The sequence below is a fragment of the Sphingobacterium sp. 1.A.5 genome (assembly GCF_002734235.1).
In the GTDB taxonomy this organism is placed as follows: Bacteria; Bacteroidota; Bacteroidia; order Sphingobacteriales; family Sphingobacteriaceae; genus Sphingobacterium; species Sphingobacterium daejeonense.
This window is the reverse complement of sequence record NZ_PEBA01000015.1, coordinates 1-19,925: the sequence shown is the minus strand read 5'-3', so window position 1 is coordinate 19,925 and position 19,925 is coordinate 1. Positions and strand designations below refer to the sequence as shown.

The window sequence follows — 19,925 nt, the reverse complement described above, 5'->3', positions numbered from 1 at the left end:
AATAAAGCCGTTCTTTTAGACGGCTTTGTTTAATGATTATGAACATTATGTTCATCATTTCCTTTTGTCGTTTTTCCTTCTTTAACTTCTATGTTAAAGTCGGCAAGATGAACCTTGCCTTGTGTTTGAAACTCAACCCAAATTCTATACTTACCACTATTTTTGATATGAGCTTCAGCATAAATCGGAAATTCATTATTGGAAGTCGGGTGAACATGGATCAAATTTTTATCCTTAATTCCGATCATAGCTATATGTGCTGAAGCACCAAGGTACTGCTCTAGATCAGATTCTGATAATTTTTTTCCATCCTTCTCCAAAGAGAATTTTAAACTTTGGGAATGACCTGACTCTAGTTGATCCGCACTTTCCAAGATTAACTTATAACCATCTACATCTGAAACGGTTTTTGCATAAAAATCTAAAGGTTCGCTCTTAGTTTTACCTTGGACTGTGAGTTCTTTTTTGTCAATGTTTTGAGAGCCATTTTGAGGTTTAAAGTCACTGAAAAGGATAAATTTTCCAGCAAAGGGAAAGATAGTTGTAACCGTAAAAAGTCCTGTTTTTTTCTCTTCTGGATGAATATGTTTGAACCAAGTGAGGTCTTCATTAACTACCATGAGATGCACTTTCATCTCATGTGAGATTTCCAGCAGAACTGGTTTGTTTCCTTCAGAGAAAGTGAAATTCAATTTTACTTGTTGGTGTTCCTCTATGGGTTCAGGCTCTGCTTCCAGACTAACGTCTACCGAATTTTCCTCGGATCCTTCACGTGGCACGAGGTTCATTCCACATTTCGGACATTTGTCGCCTTTGTTGCCTCTAACCTCAGGATGCATGGGGCAGGTGTAATTATTGTTTCCACCATTATTCTGAACTTTGTGATTGTGATGATTTTCCATGGTGACATGTTTTGTGTGATCAAATGAGGATAACCTTATAATCTTGTCGAGATTACTTGGTTATTGTCCTTCTTATTTCAAAACAAATGTCATTGTCAAAAGTTCAAATTAATAGCAAAAAAGAATGGCTACGGGAAGAACCCATAGCCATTTTGTAAATTCAATATTTATATTGATTTGTACTATGCAAGACGTACATTTACAGCGTTTAATCCTTTTTTACCTTTTTCTACTTCGTAAACAACTGTGTCGTTTTCACGAACATTGTCTCTTAATCCAGTTGTGTGTACGAAAATATCTTCACCACCATTTTCTGGTGTAATAAAACCAAAACCTTTTGTGTTGTTGAAGAATTTTACTTTTCCTTGTTCCATTGTATTAAATATTAATTATTGAATTATTTTTCGGCATAAAGCCATTATTTTTTATGTTTTTATAAATCATGTATTATAATTAAGAAAGAAGTTAATGAGAATGTGCAGTACAAATTCAAATAGGACTTAACCTTATTTACAAATTTAGCGACTGAAAAAGCGAAGACTAAAAGAGATGAGTGAACTGATCGGTTTTAGATTAGCGTCGGCAGAGCCTGATTTATTTCTCAAATATAGTATAATTCCTTGAATAATAATCAATTATTTGAGATTATTTAACAAAAAATAAATTTGTTGCAATTAGAACTATTTAAGTTCTAGATGGTTCACTAATAAAAGAGATATTATTTGCTACATAATATAACCATAAAAAACTTGTTTTTAGCCTTATCTTTTTTAAGCTAAGGCTAATTTTTAAAAATTACACCTACTATGAATACTACTCATCAAATCCCATTTATTGTGGTTTTAGATACTGCTCGAAAGTTATTGGAAGAAGGCATTATCTCAAACAGTAAAATCATTACTTTCCCAGTAACAAATGTTGGATGTGCCTTCTTCTCTAATTCAGTTTTGATGACGGAAACAACCGGTGAAATGCATACGATGTATACAAAAGACGGCAAGAAATGGCAAATCAAAATTAATGATGAGGTTTATTTTCTAGGTGATTATCCCAAAGTTTATAAAAAGTTTTAATAGTCTTTATTCATAAATATGAAAGCGAGCCAAAATACTTAGGCTCGCTTTTTTTTAGGTAATTGGTTTGATTTTAAAATTTGTATGTTGCTGTTAGATAGTAGGACCTTGGGGGATTGGAAACCGTTGAATAAGGTGTATTATTCTGCACAGCTTGATCGTATTCTTCTTTGGTGAAGCTGTTGTTTCCTGCCAAAGTCTCTAATATTCCTCCTGGTCTTACCCAACTCATAACCGCATATTTATTGAATATATTATTGATGTTCAAACTCAATTTTATCTTTTTGCTAACATCATAACCAGCTCCTAAATCAAATTGTGAAAAGGAGGGTAAGGTGAAAGTATTTACTACATTCGCTTGCCTTTTTCCTAAATGAGACCACGTTATGAAGCTATAAAATTTTCCTGTTGTATAAGTAGGGGTAATGTTCATTATAATTCTTGCGTTATTGTCGGTTTCATTTCCTGAATACGAAACCTTTGTATCATCCGCTAGTCCAGGATTATTTGCTACCCATTGTTCAAGATTGATGATTTTAGAGCGTTGGACAGTTGCTATACTCCGAACACTAAAATTTCTGTGCAGTTGCCAATCAGCCTCGATTTCGACTCCAACAGTGCTATATTTTCCATAAAGCGTTTCTGGAACATAAAATCCACCACCTTCAGCCTGAAAAAATTGTCCACTAGGCACACCGCTTAATACGCTGTAAAATGGGGTGACGAATAAATTCAAATCCTTCGTCCTAGCCTTCAATCCTAATTCAACTTGTCTTGTTGTTCGCTCTTGTGGATTCAATAATCCAATAGTTTCTTCTCTGTTTGCAGCGAAATAAACGTCTAAATCTGGTGCCTTTTTCCCTTGAGAATATCGTCCGTATAAAGCCATATTTTCGTTGAACTTATAATTTAATGCTCCTGAAAAAGAGAAGCTGTTTAATGTTTTGTCGAAGTTTACGGATGTAATTCTATCAACTGTATTATTATCATAAAAGGTTTTTGGGTCGCCATCTAATCCACCTTGAACTCCTGTTTTCATATATACACGCTTATTATGTCCCTTTACTTTCATGTTTTCATATCGTATGCCCCAATCAAAGGTCAAATTCGGATTGATATTCCAAGTATGACCGAAGAAAAGTGCCATTAATCTTTGAGTTGCATTAAAAGTAAGGGAAGCGCCATTATCACCTATAGCTTGTGCAATTCCATCTGAATTGGTTACTTTATGCACACCTGTAGTTCCCGCCAAAGTTCCACCTGTAAAATCTAAGGTTAGGTATTGTGGTCTGTTTTCTATTGTGCTAATGGCTACACCATCGACACCAGAATACCTCTCTACATCGGTATGCCCAAAATATCCTCCCATGGCAAAACTCATGTTATCGGTGGTTTTTTGAAATGTAAATTGGTCAATAAATTCCTTAACATCATTGTGGTATGCTCCAAAGGTGGTCATAAATACTCCATTTTGGAAAAGATCTTGACCAGGCAACTTATTTGAGACTGCAGTGTAGGTTGGCAGGCCGCCTTGACCTAAGGCTGATGCCACTTGCATCAACTCTTCACCCGTCTTGGCATTCTTGTATGAATACATCCCAATTCCTAGACCTTCCATACCAGACAATAAGAAATAGGAGGTAAGATCTGTCGCACTCATGGTTGTAACATTTCCAGGAGTATTATATAGAATATTATTTTTAGCATATCTAGCAGCATTATTGAAAGTCCAATTATTGCCCAACTGATGTTCCCAATTAAACCCCGCAGACCGGTAAGTGCTATGAACAAGGTTCTTGGGGTTAAAGCTCATTGTTCCGCCATACATAAAATCTTGAGATTCATAATTTAGAGCAGGCATCAATACACTAGAATAAATGTTGAATCCAGGAGCTGGTTCTGGCTTATCATAACTATTGGTTGGAATAAATTGAACATACCCATTTTTGTCATTTAAGTATTTCAAGAAGATCTTTAATGTTCCCTTTGAATATTTTTTCATGATATTACCTTTGACTTGACCACCATTGTTCATAGCATAACCTGGATATCTTCCACTTTGATCATATCTATAAAATCCTCCAATGTTGTAAAACCAATTGTTTTGAATAGGACCACCAATATTGAAATCAGCTCTACTAAAACTATGACCATCTGGACTTAGGAGGCCATATTTCAATCTTATTTCACCTGCTAATAAATCACCACCTGTTTTGGAGACATAGTTGAAGATTCCTCCTGGTGCATTTGCTGCTGTAATAGATGCAGTGCCACCTCGGACAGCCTCAAGACGATATAGAGTAGCATCTGGTCTTAAAAAGAAATCTGGGCCATAATTGAAGTATGTAGAATTTGTAATCGGAAGCCCGTCTTCTTGCATTGAAACATATTCGTAGCCAAAACTTCCATCTTGAGTACCTACTGTAATACCCCTGCTGGCAACTGAGTTCCGGATTTCTCCAAGTGAAGAATTCACAAATACCCCAGGGACATTCTTAAGTAAATCGGCAGCTGAAGAAGGTACTAGCTTTTCAATTTGAGCAGCATCTAAAGTCGATATGGCAACAGAAGCATCCATACGTTTTCTTTTGTCAAAAGTACCAGTCACAAATACTTCATCCATAGTGTTGTTGGCAGGTAATAATGTAATAGTAACAAACTGCCCTAAAATAGCTCTTTGTTCCTTAGGTTGATATCCCAGAAAACTAACATGTAAAATGATTTCAGAAATCGTAAGATTTGTGATTTCAAATGTGCCATCAGCAGCAGAGGGCACAGTGGTTTTGGTTCCTTTGATTTTAATGGTGGCACCAGAAATGACATTTCCTTGTTCATCTTGAACCTTTCCACGAATACTATTTCCTTGTGCCAATGTGACGATTGGGCTGAGCATGATAAGCATGACAAGTGCTAGACAGCCAAAATATGGTATCTTAATTTTCATAATTTATTGGTTTTATTGGGTTATAAGAGGATTGCTGATGCAAATCCTTTTTTTAACGTTATTCCTTTGTTTGAGTTACTTTGGATGTTTTATGATCAATGGCATAATAGGTGTTCAAAAATTCATAAAGTTCTGGATATACTCTATCAGGCAACATTCCATGTGGGTATCCAGGAAAATTGTGCAACTCAACAGGTACACCTGCTTCAATTAAATTAATTCCTAACTGCAATCCTCCATCTCTTAAGGGATCTACACCACAAGTTACAAGATAGGTTGCTGGCAAGTCCTTGAAGTTGTTAGTCATTCCGGGCAATACATTTTTAGGCGGATTATTAAAATTTTCGCCAAGATAATAGCGGAGTAGGATAGGGACATCAGCTCCTTTTACTCCGGGAATATCCCATAATTCTTGAATAGAAACTCTTGTTGTATCAATATCTCCTGGAGGGAAAATTAAAGCCTGTAGTTTAATTTCCGGTCCCTTTTTCTCACGGTTCATTAGAGCCATGCTTCCTGCAATACCAGCACCAGCACTACCTCCGCCAATACCTAATCGCTCAGGATCCCCATCGATCTGATTTGCATTTTTTATACTCCATTGGAAGACAGCATAAGCATCATTCACTCCCGCAGGATATGGGTTTTCAGGAGCTAATCGATAATCAACAGAAATTACAACTACCTTGGCCCTTATAGCCATATTAGCACACATTTTATGGTCCCAATTCAAATTGCCATAAATAAATCCACCTCCATGAAACCATAGAAAAATAGGAGATTTTGTTAAGCCTTTTGGTTTGTATATTCGAACGGGTATTGCAGGATCTCCAGGATTCAAGCCGGGTATATTTTCATAAACTATATCTACACTGTCAGCATTGCTTAATTCTGGAATTTTCAGTTGTTTTTCCTTTTCTCGAGACTCTTTAATATGTTGATCATTCACTAAAGTCGCTGGCAAAAAAGCTAATGGCGCAAACTTCGGTAATAACCGTTCGCTGACTTCCTGCCTGCTAAGGACTTTTACATCTTTTTTTTCCTGAGCTTGCAAGCTATAAGTGATCAGTAAAAGAAGGGAATATATAATGGTTCTTTTCATAATTTATATTATTTAATGTCCGTATTGATTTATCCAATTAACTACTTCTGAATAAACCATTTTTCTAATGCTACTGTCTTTTAGATTCAAATCATGATCAGCACCTTCTATAGGAATCAATTTATGTTTGATGTTTTTGTCCTCTAATGTTTTTGCTAAAGATTGGGATTGAATAAATGGCACAACAGGATCTGCTGTTCCATGAACAATCAGAATTGGGATATCTTTAACCTGAGTTATAGGGCTACTTTTTGCAAATACAGGATCTATCTCTTTGCTTAAGTCATAATCCTTTCCAGTCATTTTCACTAATACCTCTTTTAATCCTGCGCTTTGGATGTAGCCCAATACTTCCTTGGTTGTAAAATCCACAGGCCCACAGAATTCTGTTATTGCATCAATTTTTTTATCTGTAGTATAGCTATAGAGTAGGGCTAAATGGGCACCTGAGCTTACACCAGCCATAACAAAATTATTGCTTCTGATTTTCCATTCGTTTGCTTTAGAAATGCAATAGTTTAGGGCAGCATCAACATCAGCTAACATTTCAGGGTAATGGACATTATCATGATTCGCATACCGATGATTGATGCTAGCAACAGAAATTCCATTTGTATAGAGCGTATCCATAAAATCCTCTATATTCTCCTTGTTGGCCATCGTCCATGCTCCACCATGAATCAATAAGACAAATGGAGTTTCAGTAGTCCGATTGGCTGGCAGTTTTATATCCATAATATTTCTGCTGTCAGGACCATAGGCTACGTTTTTTAATATCAGAGCCTCAGATTTACTGATAGCTTTGGGGCCAGAACATCCACATAAAAGAAGTAATAAGCTGATGAATAAAATTTGATATTTCATAAGTTTATAGTTTATTTTTTCTTAATTCCTTTTTCAAAACTTTTCCGGTAGCGGAGAGGGGCAGTTCTTTTACAATTTCAATGATCCTTGGATATTTATAGACGGCCAAATTTTCTTTAGCCCAAGAAATCAAGATATCGGGCTCAACATTTACTGCCTCTTTCAGTACGACGAATGCTTTGATTTCTTCACCTAATTTTTCGTCGGCTATCCCAATCACCGCTGCTAATGAGATCGCAGGATTCTTCATCAGTACTTCCTCGATTTCTCTCGAATAGACATTCATGCCGCCCCGAATAATCATATCTTTAGTTCGGTCCACAATGAAATAAAAGCCATCCTTGTCCCTATATGCAACATCGCCAGAATGCATCCAGCCATCTTTAAGAACTTCTGCCGTTGCTTCTGGATTTTTATAATATCCTTTCATCACATTATGGCCTTTATAGGCTAATTCTCCTGGTTGATCATTGGATAATTCGTTTCCATCAGTATCGACGATTTTAACTTCAACTCCCCAAACAGGCACACCAATGGATCCAGGTTTTGTGCCAATATTATAATCATTAAAGGTCACAACGGGAGAACCTTCGCTCATGCCATATCCTTCTAAAACAGAAACTTCAAATCGTTTCTCAAAATCTTCCAAGACCTGTACTGGCAACGAAGCTCCCCCAGAAACACATGTTCTCAAATGTGTTTTGATTTGATCGTCCGGAATGTTCTCATGTTTATAATTCAAAAGTGACCAATACATGGTTGGTACACCGGCAAAGATGTTGACCTTATATCTATGAAAATTTTCCATAATAACGGCTGGGTCGAATTTTGGAACAAATACTTGATGCACTCCTCTGAAAAATCCTGCATTCATCATCGTGGTCATCCCAAAAATATGGAAGAGAGGGAGGACTACTAATTGCTTGTCACCTCTTTTGGTCTGAAATAGATCTGCTACTAAATTGGCATTACAGAATAGATTCATATGGCTGAGTTCTGCACCTTTTGGGTGGCCGGTGGTACCTGAGGTGTAAATAATTATGGCAGTATCATTAGGCTCTGTGATTATGGTTTCAAAAAAATCGGATTGATTGGTGATAAGTTCCTCAAAAAATATTTTAACATTTCCATTCAAATAGTCTTCCTTTTCCAACTGTACAAAATATTTGCAGCTTGGCGTATTTCTAAAGGCATCCCATCCATAAGTTCCAATGGGTAAAACATCAGATCCTTTGCTGCAGAAATATACTTTTGCATCACTGTTTTCTAAGTGATACGCAATTTCTTCTGACTTAAGCAAGATATTTAGCGGAACGACGACCATTCCAGCCTTTAATGCTGCAAAATATACAAGAGGAAAGTGAGGAGTATTAGGAATAGACATCGCTATTTTATCTCCCTTTTGAAGTCCAAAAACCTTAAATGCGTTGGCTAATCTATTGACTTTCCGATTTAAATCTTGAAAGGTCAGGTCATTTTGCATAAAGCTGATGGCAATTTCATTTGGAAATCGTCTAGCAGAATCTTCTAATATTACGGCGAGATTGAACATAATTTTATACTGGTTGGGCCAAGCGTGGTGCAAATGGCATTAGATTTCAGTAAAGTTATGTTAGCATAGTAATCAAGAGTATATCGAAAAAGGAGTTTTTTGATACCAAACAGGAATTTTTATTTTGAATCGGTAAAAGAAACTATCTCAGTCGATCTTGTAACGGAGTAACTCCAAAATATCGCTGATATAAATTTGCAAAATGTCCTCTATTGCTATATCCATACATATTGCAAATATCTCCAATTGGAAGATCTCCATTTAGTACCATTTGGCGTGCTTGTTCAAGTTTCAACTTGATCAAATATTGGTGGATCGGCAGCCCGTAGATTTTTTTAAAATTTCTTTTGAGGTCGAATTCATTGAGTCCTATTTTCCTGCTGATCTCTTTTACAGAAATTGATTCTTGAATATTTTCATGAATAATCTGCTTGGCATTCTGAATTATGGTTTTTGTTTTATCGGATACGCCTTCAAAATTATGATCTATACTGAATGTCTTTTGGAACTCTAACCAATAGTGCAGAAATTCCAGCATTTTGCTTTCCAGTAACATAGCTTTTTCGATGTCCATTGGAGATATTTCTATGATTTGCTTTTGAATGTATCGAATATTTGGATGGTCACAGAAAAGTTTAAAGCAATCTGATATTTTCTTATTGCTAATAGTAAGATACTTTTCAGGAATAAAGAACCGAAAGCCATCGACTTCAGTTATGTCCCATTCAAATTTTTTCTCGCCTTGAATTCTTGCAGAACTTAATTGCCCGGCTTTATCAATTCTAAAATCAACCAATCCTTTTTCACCAACAGGATCATTGGAAATAAAGTGAGTGTTCTCGTTGAAATTCCATTTACCTCGTATAAAGTGAAAATCATTTCGGATAAATAGGAGCAATCCTCCGGAGGCTATTTCTTGAGGAGTAACAATTTGAACAGAATTCCAAGCTGAATGATCATAGAAATGGTAATTCTTGGTCAAAGAATTTAGATATGCATGCGGGTTTATATATGGGATATTTAATTCCATTGTTGCATAAATTGGTCAATAGCTGATTCAAGGAATCATTAACATCTAATATAAAGCTTGTTGGTTAATTAAACAAGTTTCGTAAAGATTTATTTATTGTCAATGGAGGAATTGTTAGTTGAGTTTAGGACAGGAAAAGAAAAAAGAAGCTTATAATAAGCTTCTTCAAAAAATATATTGATTTTTAATTCTTAAGCGCTTCTTGATACTTTGTATTCGTGTAAGGATTTTTGCAACATTTTACGTGCTACGTGAATCCTTGTTTTGACAGTTCCGTCTGGAATCTGAAGGTGTTCTGCAATTTCGTAATACTTATATCCTTCGAAATGCATCACAAAAGGTGTATAATAAGCCTCAGGTAAAGTCTTTAAAGCTCTTTGAATATCAGCATTCATAAATGATGATTCAGCTTGGTTTTTTACAGAAGAGCGACTTAAATCTGCTGGTGAAAGTTCCTCTTTCTGGCTAATTAACTTGGTACTAATAGATTTTCTGCGGTAATCATTGATAAATGTGTTTCGCATGATCGTATACATCCAACCAGTTAAATTCGTACCTTCCTTAAAATTCTCGAAATACCGAAAAACTTTGATCAAAGTATCCTGTAAAAGGTCTTCAGCATCATTGTGATTGTTGGTGAATTTCTTGGCATAGTCCAATAATAAATGAGACTGCCCCATCACGTCCTTATTAAAATTATATTTTCCCATTTGTTAGTGTTTTTTAAGTTAAATGTGTGAATTGTATTTATTGTTATTCAAAAACCGATTCACTTATCATAAATTGCATTTTATTATTTTGAATAAATTGCAAAATGCTGTAAATAAGTGTGTTGTGAAATTTTATATGTTGTAACATTTAATATCAATTATTGAATTTTAATAAAATTGTCCTGAAATCAAGACAAGTATAAACCGTATTATGAGTAAATTTTAACATTTCCTTAACATTTGGAACAGGTGTTTATTTCGAATATTTCCTTTCTGTTCCAATTAATAATCAATCCAAAAAATTAATCCTTTTTGAATATTAAATCCTTTTTCAGACCAAAAAATGGCTAATCCTAGCTATTGCATTTTCAACCAATCAAGTTGAAATTTAATATGTCTTTTTTACTAACCATGAAATGAAAGTTGCTGAAACGAAACCCATAGCAACACCTGCAAAGGCACAAACTTCTTTTTTTAACAAGGGAGCCGAACCTTCTTTTTTCAATGGATCAGTACAAAGACAGCCTTTTTTCAAAAAAGAAAATATAGAATCCACTATTCAAACGAAGCTCAGAGTAGCACAAGTCAATGATAGTTTTGAAAAGGAGGCAGATAACACTGCTGATAAGGTTTTGCAGAAATTATCTAATCAAAAATCTACTTTCGGAAATCAAAAGATACCTATAGATCATAAAATTTCAGCCTACGTTCAACGTAAATGTGAATCCTGTGAATCTGAGAAAAAAGTTCAGAAGAAAGAAGAAAAGATTACGACCTCTAATAATGAACTAAATGTTCAAAAAAAAGCTGAAGTAATCAATGAAGACTCTAAAGTTCAATTGAAGGCAGAAGTGCGATATACTGAGGCAAAATTTGAAAAAGAAAAATTAAGACTAAAAGCTGATGAATCTTCAAATAAGAAATTATCTGAAGAACCACTTCAGCGGAAATGTACGGATTGTGAAAAGGAACTAACAAAAAACACTGATGATATTGAAAGAGGGCTTTCCGCATCGAAAGGTACAGGAAGACCGATGTCAGGACCTATCCTCAAACAAATGGAAAGTTCATTTGGGGCGGATTTTTCTAGTGTTAGGATACATGACAACAATCTCGCTATTCAAATGTGCTCAAAGTTAAATGCTCAAGCATTTGCTCACGGAAATGATATTTTTTTTAATACTGGTAAATATGATCCTAATAGTTCTACTGGCATTCATTTATTGGCACATGAATTAACTCATGTCATACAGCAACGAGGTATAAAGGAAAAACAGGTTCAGCTCAAGGGTAGCCATGTTAATACCTTATCTACACCCGTAGCAATTGCTGAACTTGTAATTTCTCGGAAAGTAGAGGAAGAAGAAGATGGTTTCTTGCTGGAAGCTGCCAAAGATGGATTATGGGCAATCGTTAGGGAAGCATCTCCTGAAATCCATGATATTTTTAGATATAAAGGTTTTATAAATTGGGCCAAAGATAAAATCTCAAGCTTTATATCCAATACCGTTAATTCCTTGTCCGCACCTATAAGACTCGGTGCATCAGTTTTAAACATACTGCGTGCTAACTTTGATCAATTTAAGGTTTGGCTTGTCTCTGCTGTTGAAAGATTAAAACAGGGAGATTGTACCCCGTTTTCTGAAGCTACCCAATTTATAACCAATATACTAGAAGGCATAGCGGGCCCAGTCTTGGAGAAAATTAAGGAATTCTTGCGTCCTATCAAGGCGTTTATTGATATGGTCTGGAATGATTTCGGAAAGCCACTTTGGGATTTTATCAGTAGAGTATTTGGAAATATTTGGGATAGTATCAAATCGGTGGCGGATAAAATCTGGAACCATATCAAAACAATTATCTCTGTATATGCAGATATCTGGCATTGGTTTGCGCGTGCCATTGGCTTTGAAGGTGATGATCAAGATAGCCTTTGGGAACAAGTGAAGCGAAAAGTTTTGGCCTTATGGGAATTAATAAAGCAAAAACTTGAACCTTATAAAACTCAATTAATGGTATTGGCAGGTATAATCTTGCTATTATCACCTGCAGGACCATTTATTATCGCGGGAGCAGCTTTAACAGGTATATTATTTTTGGCGAGCAAGGTTAGACATTATCTTAATGACCGACAAGCCATCATCAGAGAAAGGGGTTATGTAAATGGAGTGCTGATTCCTGCTCTAAATAATCAGATGAAATCCTTAGTCAATATTCTGAAAGCTAAGGCTAATATGATACTTGCATCCCTCCGTGGTTGTTTAATCGCTCTTCAAAGCATTTCTCAAGATATGGGTGAAATTGCTTTATCAGCCTTAAATTCCATTGTAAATTGGCTAACGGAAAAGTTTACCATATTGACTGTTTGGGCAGAAGTGCAATTGTCCTTATTGGTGACAATGATGGACGCTGCATTCAATCGAATCAAGCAAATCCTTCATCCAATAACTGTTATCCTTCGCAAAGTTGGCTTGGCTCTCGCTGATTACTATAAATTACCGTTTTTGGTTTTGGATACCTTGTTTCATAAAATTCCTAAATGCATTAGGGATCGAATCATTGCCTTTATGGTAAAATATGTTTTCAAGCATATTCCAATCTTGCGAGAAGTCAAAGATGTGGAAGGCGCATGGGCAAAAATGCAGAAAAAAGCAATCAAGCTAATTGAGATGGTTTTTGTACATGGTGACCTGATGGGAGCATTGTGGGAAGTTTTCAATCTATTATTAGAAGCTCTCAAATTTCCTAAAGAGCTTGCTGTTAAGGTGTTTAATAAGACCTTCGATGTATTTGATACCATAATTGAACAGCCTAAGGTTTTCTTCGTGAATATGCTTACTACGGCTAAACTTGGATTGATAGGATTCTTTGAACGCAAATGGTTCCATTTAAAGGAAGGATTTACAGCCTGGCTATTCGATGCTGTAAAAGGTTCTCCAATTTATATTCCAAGAGCATTTTCATTCTCCGAAATTTTCAAAATGTTGGGCAGTCTCTTCAGTGTGGGCATGGATAAAGTCTATAAAAGCATTGAAAAGAAAAGAGGTGCTGAACTTGCTGCAAAAGTACGTCGCTGGCTTGGTTATATTTCTAGAGGGGCAGCCATGGCCTGGTCATGGGTCAAAGCTTTACATGAAAATAGCTTGGACGAAACCATTGATATGATAAAGGCTAAAGGAGCTGAATTGTTACAAGTATTAACGGACTCGGTAATCGATTGGATCGTCAGCAATATCATCGCCAAAGTTTCAGCTAAACTGATTTCTATGCTTGATCCAACAGGTGTGATGGCGGTCGTTAATTCCATTGTTGCATTCTACAATGCCGTAGAAACTGCCATTGAGAAAGCTAGAGAAATTTTACAGTTGGTTGAAAATGTCCTAGACAATGTTGCTGATGTAATGGCAGGTGCTTTTACGAAGTCTGCACAGATGTTTGAAATTGGACTGCAGCGAGCAATTCCTTTGTTCCTGGAATTTCTAGCAAATCAGGTGAGCATGGGAAAAATTGGTAAAAAGATCCGTGAAATGGCGAAGGAGGCAGAGAAATGGATAGATGAGAAAATCGATTGGTTGGTGGATAGGTTGTTGGCCGCAGGGGATTGGTTGGTTGAGACAGGGAAGAAAGCAGTAGATGCATTTTTAGGTTGGTGGAAAACTAAAGTTGATTTTAAAGATAAAGGTGGGGAAAATCATGAGCTTTATTTTAAAGGTGAGGAACAGAATGCAGAGTTGATGGTAGCAAGTAATAACCCAAAACCATTTGTCTCTTTCATTAAAAATGTTCAGGTAACAGATGATAAAAATAAAGAGAATGCAAAGAAAGAATCGCTCATATTAATGGAAGAGATCAAAAAGATCACAAATGCATTTCCACCGCAGAAATCATTGTCTTCCGAAGAAAAAAAGAAAATTTATCAAGATAGAAAAGATAGACTAAAAGAATTGATGGGGCAGCTTTCTGCGTATGTCGCTGAACTGATATCCGAAAAAGATCTGCCAGACGGATCCTATGAAAATCCAATTCCTATCCGTTGGACTAAACGTGGGCACATGCAAACTGTGAATGATCTTATCCCAAAGGATTCTTTGTGGAAAATGAAGGGAATGAATCCACCTGATCCAATTGAATCAGCTTCCATTTATCAAAAAACCAGGGTAGAAATTCCTCCAACCAAAAAAACTTCTTATAAAGACAAGAATAAAGAAACAGGGGAGGGAAGCAAATTTATTATGATCGGTGTAGATGCTGAGAATTTTCCAGATATAGGAACAAAATTAATCCGTAATAAAAAAGACGGTACCAGTGAAAAAGATCGGTTTAGGTCTTTATTAGTCGATAATTATTACTTGGATCTGAATAAATACGATGTCGACCATGTAAAGGATTTAGGTTTCGAAGGAAAAGATAAAGTTTCAAATTTATGGCCATTATATCGCGATCTAAACCAGAAATGGGGAACTATGGTTTATAACCAACCTGTAGTTTACAAAGATAAAGAAGGGAAAATGCAAGTTAGCAAACCGATGGATTTATATAAAAAATGGTTCATCATTAAGGAAATAGGAGATTTGTAAAAGTATTTAAGTATGGTTCCAAGATGCCATTGCTCAAAATAAGGTTAGAAATATTTAGTTCAAAATGAAAAAATATAGAGAACTGTTTGAAAGGATTATTTCTGATTTAGAAGGCTATTCAGAAATTAGTATAAAGGAAGCAGAAATAGGCTATCCTTCTCCAATCGATGAATTCAAGCAAATTGAATCTGATTTTCAAATTCAGCTATCAGAGGATATTAAAGCTTTCTATACTGAAGTCGGATTTGTAAGTATCAGCTGGAGCTTCAAACATGAACTTGAAATCAAGGGAAAAAGGTATCAAGTCAATGGTAAGATCTATATTCTTACTCTTCATGATTCATTCTATGGATTTGATAATCTAGGTTGGCAAGATGTGCTATGGTTTAAGGATTTAGAGGATCAAGAAAAAATGAAAAACTTAAGACCTTTTGACTTCTATGATATGGAAGAAAATGGATGTGTATGTTTTAATATCGATGATAATAAAGTCGAAAAAGATTTAATAATCTATAGTACCAGTGAAGGCTATCACCCTATAAAATTGAATATCGAAGAATATTGCGATTTACTCACTCAAACCAAAGGTCTAGACCAATCCCAATATCTTTTGGTCAAAGTTCCTATCAATGAAAATGAAATCTTCCAAGCTAGGATGGCCGATTTTTTACCATTACTCATCAAGGATAAAAAAGAATTTGAACGCTTTAGGAAAAATGGTAAACTTTGATTTCCCTGCCTTATCTTCTAAATTAATAAGTCATTAAGTCTCTATTTGAAATAAAATATGTGAATAGATTGTCAAGATAAAGGATTCTAAAGTTTTTAGGATAGTTTTCTATACCTTTGTCCTTTCATCAAATATTTTTCAAAGGTGTCATTAGATAAATTAAAACTAAGCAAGCGTCTTCATTCAAATATGAGTGAGTTGGGTTATTTTACGGCAAAGGAATTTCAATTGCGGACCCTTTCCCGTATTGTGGGTGGACATAGCGTAATCGGAATTGCTCCCGATGGTGCCGGAAAGACCACAACCTATGTTCTTGGAGTTTTAATGCGCCTGAAATATACGGATGATGAAGCGCCAAAGGTATTGATATTAGCCCCAAACGAAGAACGAATCAATGAAATCGTTGAACGTTTCTATACCATCAGCAAAAATAAGAACCTGCATATCATGGGACTGAAAACCAGTGGTGGGATGGAAGAGGAGATCGAAGACCTGGTGCGTGGAGTAGATATCGTTGTTGCTACACCTCCTCGCGCCAGAGCTGTATACCTTAAACTTGGCCTAAATTTAAACCGTATCCAGACTTTTATCATCGATGATGCCGAAGAAATCGTAAAACAAGGTATGCAGACCAATGTTCGCGAATTGGCTCAGTCTTGCGGAAATGTTCAGTATTTGGCTTTCAGTACCGTAGAGCATGAAAAACTACATTTGATGATCGATCCTTTTATGCCTTTCGCAACATTGATCGAAGTAGATGACTTAGGTGATGTGGAAACTGAAACGCATGATTTAATGCTCTATCAAGTTCCAAACTTTACCACTAAAATCAATTTACTCAACAACCTAATGCAAGATGACGATGTCTTTGACAAGGTCGTTGTCTTTGTCAATACAAAACAAACAGCACAAAACTTGCTTCATAGATTGCACGTCAAAAAAGGTGAAGCCGCAATACTTAATCCGCTATTCTTCGATGACCCTGGGTTTGACGATATCAACCTATTTAAATCTAACCCTAAGGCAAGAGTTTTAATAGTTGCCAATGAAGGCCTGGAAAATATCGACCTCAATGGAATTCCATTTATCTTCCATTTTGAAATCCCAGAAAATAGAGATGAATTTATTCAGCATGTCCTCAAAACTCCAGAGGAAGAAGCAATTGCGATAACATTTGCAACTGACATCGAACTGCCAAAAGTCAGGAAAATTGAACAGTCTCTAGGCAAAAAGATTCCTGTAATGCCATTGCCAGAAGAATTGGTAATCTATAAGCCGTCAGATGCACCCAAAGAAAAAGAGGTAATCGATGAAAGTCGTGGCGGTGCATTCCATAAAAAGAAAGAAAGCAACAGCAAAACTTATAATTACGGAAGCGGAGAAAAGGCAAGGATGACAAGAAAGAATAAGAAAAAATAACAGAATTAGCAGAATTAACAGAATTAACTGAATTTAAGGATTGACAGAATTTAAGGATTAACTGGATTAATGTTGGGGTATTAGGTTTTGTTATATTTTGGGTTGAAGATTAGTTTATATTCCAGGCTGACTCCTCCAAAATTTATTAATAATCCTAAAGGGAAATCATACATTTTTACATAATTTTTTGCTTGGGCAAGGTTTGCATCATCTAATTTTATTACAGCCTTCAATTCAATAATTATTTGATTTTCTACAACGAAATCAGCTCTTCTTACACCGACTTTAATGTTTTCATAATATATCGATTGATTCTTTTCAGGCTGAAACTGTAAACCAGATCTATGCAATTCGATCGCAAAACATCGCTGATATATTTTTTCCTGAAACCCATTACCCAAAGTATTATGAACCTTCATCGCACATCCAATGCAGGTGTAAGTTAATTCATTTTTGAACATGCCTTATTTTAAAAGTTTATTACAATTGATTCTTAAATCCAGAGCCTAGAACTACTTTTCCGATCGTCTTCTTTCATAAAAATAAAAGGATTATATAAATCCCATTTTAATTATCTGTTAAATGATTAATTAAAATCGTTTTTATATAACCCCTCTGCAATAGGCTGTATGTATTTTCAGAATATTAAGTTGTTTTTATAAATTTTTCTTTCCTTATTTTAATATTTGTTTTCAATTTATATCGTCCATGCAAAAATTCTGTAAATTCTCTAATTCTATAATCCTGCTCCTGCTCCTCTACATGGTATAGTCTTTCTACCTCTTCCTTTTCCAATAATTACTGTAGGTCCTGACACCTGCTGTGAAACAACTACTGAATTACTTCCTGTTTTATTCCAAATGACATTGTTGAATGTCTTTCCATCTTTTAATTTGAGAGGAAATAGTGGTCCATTATTTACTTTGCTACCAAACATTTTTACCTCTCCATTTCTGCTTATCATAATTCGCAGGATAGGTCTTTCTAAAGTTCCTCTCAGGTCGTAGATCATATCCATATTTTCACCGTATTGAGTGCCGTCTTCAAATTCGATATTTGTAGTTCCCCCTGGTCCGCCAACTGTTTCAAATTGAATTTGATCTCTATCTGAATTACTGAAAATGTGTTTTCCATTGACCTTCATATTAAAGGCATTGTCAAATTGAATAATATCAAACTGGAACCCATAGTTTGCTTCAGGTGCTGTAAATTCGTTGTAAATTAGTTCACCATTTTGGTAATAGCGTCTCTCATCATCCTTATATATTCCATAATAAGTTGTTCGACCTACTCTCCAGCTAGTACCATCATAATCCCAGTTTAGATCCGCCGAGGTCACATCTTGAAGACAGGATTTAATCTTGATTATTAAATTGTACCGATGTCCTGGAGTAATTTTGATGTCGGGAATTGAGATATCTGTTTTTGTTTCCGAATCAATGACCATGGAAGCAATTTTAAAATTTGCAGTAGTAGTCGTTGGGCTGATTAGGAAGGAGGGATCGCTGGTTATGGTCCTTATTCCGGGCTGAACGTTCGGAAAGGAAACACTAGCATTTGCTTCACCATTCGGAAATTCTAAGCTTCCATCAATAAACCTTAAAGTTGCCGAATTTTTGGTTGGTCCAAAGGCTGTTCCATTCAAAGATTCAATAGAACCTGTCATATTTTCGTCCATCTCTAACGTAGTAGTAATTTGGCTAAATTGATGATGAAGGATTGCATTTAGATTATTGTCACCTGGGTTAACCTCTAAAGTCTTTTTGAAGAACATTAAATCACTTGAAATATCTTTAAGTTTTGCCGTTTCAAGATCTTCTTGACTTTCGATGTCCGGAATTTCGGTCTTGCTATTTATGGAGTAAACAATAAAAGTATAGGTTTCGCCAGCTGATAAAGGAAAGGCAGGAGCAGATATCTCATTTCCGTACACGTAGTCATGGGTTTCTAAATATCTGCCCGATTCGTTGTATACCACGACTCTATATTTAGTGTCTTTTTCAAGAACCTTGAGCACGCTGCTACCAGAAGCTTTCAATGCAGTTGCTGAGCTAGAATTTTTGGTAATACCTTCCATCATTCTAGGTTGTTCAGATTCAGAAACTGTCACTTCGAGAGACATCCCACCGCCTAAGTTAATATTTGATCGCTGAACAGTGCCAGTCGATCTCCTTGTTGTCTGCCTGCCAGCAACAACTATTTTTTCTTCCTCTGGTTCACCAACGGAAAGGTTAACCTTCAGTTTTGCCTCAGAATTTCCTATGGATTCATCCTTGGATTTTTGACAAGAGGCAAGGATGATCAATACGACCAATGCTATAAATGCCAATAATTTAATTCCCTTAATTTTCGTGTTATCTTTAAACATTTTATTCGCTAATTTTTTGTTAAAAATTCCAATCAAACTCTTTAGTTTGATTATCGTCCTGATGCCATTCCTCAAATACTTCATCATTTTCATTGCCTGGTCTGATAAAAGCTGACCCACTGGCAATACCTTCCTCAAGAATGATATTCTCAATGTTAATTATGGGTTTATGGTAATGTTTTTTCATTGTATGATATTGATATTATGTAAATGATAATTCATTGGAGCATAGAAATTTTTAACTCTTAGAATTGACTTCACAAAATTATTTAGTTAATTGATTTTCCTATTAGTTGTTTTCGGTAACCAAATTTGTTTGATTGGATTTGTAGATTAGTTTCTACACCGTTACTGGATCAGTAGCGTCCTAAACGAGGGAAAAAATGGCGGTGGATTTATATAGCAGGGAATGCTATATTTATTTCGCCAAAATTGATCCATCGCCATGGTAAATATAAACGTATTCTCTCAGATTTTGGGACTCGTAGATCGGAACATTTTCAAAAAATTGGTTCACGAACATCAATCTGACAAACATCACAAGGGCATCAACAGTTGGACGCATTTTGTGAGCATGCTATTCTGCCATCTCTCTTCGGCAGATTCGGTTCGTGACATTTCTAATGGACTCCGCAGCACTACTGGCAACATGAA

At 35.7% G+C, this 19,925-nt stretch carries 16 protein-coding genes; 5 read left to right on the top strand and 11 right to left on the bottom strand.

Features of this window, described 5'->3' with window-relative positions:
- Nucleotides 1–29 precede the first annotated feature (29 nt).
- Together CRT24_RS09070 and CRT24_RS09065 are read right to left on the bottom strand one after the other, a co-directional pair.
- Nucleotides 30–902, bottom strand: coding sequence for a heavy metal-binding domain-containing protein (locus tag CRT24_RS09070; protein ID WP_099370929.1), 873 nt, complete (start codon nucleotides 900–902; stop codon nucleotides 30–32).
- A gap of 182 nt (nucleotides 903–1,084) precedes the next feature.
- Nucleotides 1,085–1,276 carry a cold-shock protein gene (locus tag CRT24_RS09065; RefSeq protein ID WP_099370928.1) on the bottom strand — a complete coding sequence of 64 codons (192 nt, stop codon included), beginning with the start codon at nucleotides 1,274–1,276 and terminating at the stop codon, nucleotides 1,085–1,087.
- A 432-nt stretch (nucleotides 1,277–1,708) separates the two neighbouring features.
- Between CRT24_RS09065 and CRT24_RS09060 the strand changes: the two genes are divergently transcribed.
- Entirely contained in the window at nucleotides 1,709–1,975 is a 267-nt protein-coding gene (locus CRT24_RS09060; protein ID WP_099370927.1) for a hypothetical protein, read from the top strand.
- 73 nt (nucleotides 1,976–2,048) lie between these two features.
- Here CRT24_RS09060 and CRT24_RS09055 read toward each other — a convergent pair whose 3' ends face one another.
- From CRT24_RS09055 to CRT24_RS09030, 6 genes are all read right to left on the bottom strand, one after another.
- A complete protein-coding gene (locus CRT24_RS09055; protein WP_099370926.1) occupies nucleotides 2,049–4,919 on the bottom strand; it encodes a TonB-dependent receptor in 2,871 nt (956 codons plus the stop codon).
- A gap of 58 nt (nucleotides 4,920–4,977) precedes the next feature.
- Nucleotides 4,978–6,021, bottom strand: a complete 1,044-nt coding sequence (locus tag CRT24_RS09050; RefSeq protein ID WP_099370925.1) for an alpha/beta hydrolase — start codon at nucleotides 6,019–6,021, stop codon at nucleotides 4,978–4,980.
- A 12-nt stretch (nucleotides 6,022–6,033) separates the two neighbouring features.
- Entirely contained in the window at nucleotides 6,034–6,885 is an 852-nt protein-coding gene (locus CRT24_RS09045; protein WP_099370924.1) for an alpha/beta hydrolase, read from the bottom strand.
- Nucleotides 6,886–6,889: 4 nt separating this feature from the next.
- Nucleotides 6,890–8,437 (bottom strand): long-chain fatty acid--CoA ligase, encoded by a 1,548-nt coding sequence (locus CRT24_RS09040; protein WP_099370923.1) that lies wholly within the window; start codon nucleotides 8,435–8,437, stop codon nucleotides 6,890–6,892.
- Nucleotides 8,438–8,579: 142 nt separating this feature from the next.
- On the bottom strand, nucleotides 8,580–9,467 hold the full coding sequence (locus CRT24_RS09035; protein WP_099370922.1) for a helix-turn-helix transcriptional regulator: 888 nt from the start codon (nucleotides 9,465–9,467) through the stop codon (nucleotides 8,580–8,582).
- A 191-nt stretch (nucleotides 9,468–9,658) separates the two neighbouring features.
- Nucleotides 9,659–10,177, bottom strand: coding sequence for an RNA polymerase sigma factor (locus tag CRT24_RS09030; protein WP_099370921.1), 519 nt, complete (start codon nucleotides 10,175–10,177; stop codon nucleotides 9,659–9,661).
- Between the two features lie 416 nt (nucleotides 10,178–10,593).
- Here CRT24_RS09030 and CRT24_RS09025 point away from each other — a divergent pair, with 416 nt between their 5' ends.
- The 3 genes from CRT24_RS09025 (at nucleotide 10,594) to CRT24_RS09015 (ending at nucleotide 16,903) form a co-directional block, all read left to right on the top strand.
- Nucleotides 10,594–14,754, top strand: coding sequence for a DUF4157 domain-containing protein (locus tag CRT24_RS09025; RefSeq protein WP_099370920.1), 4,161 nt, complete (start codon nucleotides 10,594–10,596; stop codon nucleotides 14,752–14,754).
- 64 nt (nucleotides 14,755–14,818) lie between these two features.
- Nucleotides 14,819–15,484, top strand: a complete 666-nt coding sequence (locus tag CRT24_RS09020) for a hypothetical protein (protein ID WP_099370919.1) — start codon at nucleotides 14,819–14,821, stop codon at nucleotides 15,482–15,484.
- A 144-nt stretch (nucleotides 15,485–15,628) separates the two neighbouring features.
- Nucleotides 15,629–16,903: a DEAD/DEAH box helicase gene (locus tag CRT24_RS09015; RefSeq protein ID WP_099370918.1), complete on the top strand. Its 1,275-nt coding sequence runs from the start codon at nucleotides 15,629–15,631 to the stop codon at nucleotides 16,901–16,903.
- Between the two features lie 80 nt (nucleotides 16,904–16,983).
- On the opposite strand, the gene CRT24_RS09010 is transcribed toward CRT24_RS09015, so the two are convergent.
- From CRT24_RS09010 to CRT24_RS20850, 3 genes are all read right to left on the bottom strand, one after another.
- Nucleotides 16,984–17,364 (bottom strand): GxxExxY protein, encoded by a 381-nt coding sequence (locus tag CRT24_RS09010; RefSeq protein ID WP_099370917.1) that lies wholly within the window; start codon nucleotides 17,362–17,364, stop codon nucleotides 16,984–16,986.
- 275 nt (nucleotides 17,365–17,639) lie between these two features.
- Nucleotides 17,640–19,271 carry a fimbrillin family protein gene (locus CRT24_RS09005; protein WP_180269101.1) on the bottom strand — a complete coding sequence of 544 codons (1,632 nt, stop codon included), beginning with the start codon at nucleotides 19,269–19,271 and terminating at the stop codon, nucleotides 17,640–17,642.
- 19 nt (nucleotides 19,272–19,290) lie between these two features.
- Nucleotides 19,291–19,458 (bottom strand): hypothetical protein, encoded by a 168-nt coding sequence (locus CRT24_RS20850; RefSeq protein ID WP_180269100.1) that lies wholly within the window; start codon nucleotides 19,456–19,458, stop codon nucleotides 19,291–19,293.
- A 258-nt stretch (nucleotides 19,459–19,716) separates the two neighbouring features.
- On the opposite strand from CRT24_RS20850, the gene CRT24_RS09000 reads away from it, so the two are divergent.
- Nucleotides 19,717–19,925 (top strand): DUF4372 domain-containing protein (locus tag CRT24_RS09000; RefSeq protein ID WP_218962599.1); only part of this gene is annotated, 209 nt, incomplete at its 3' end.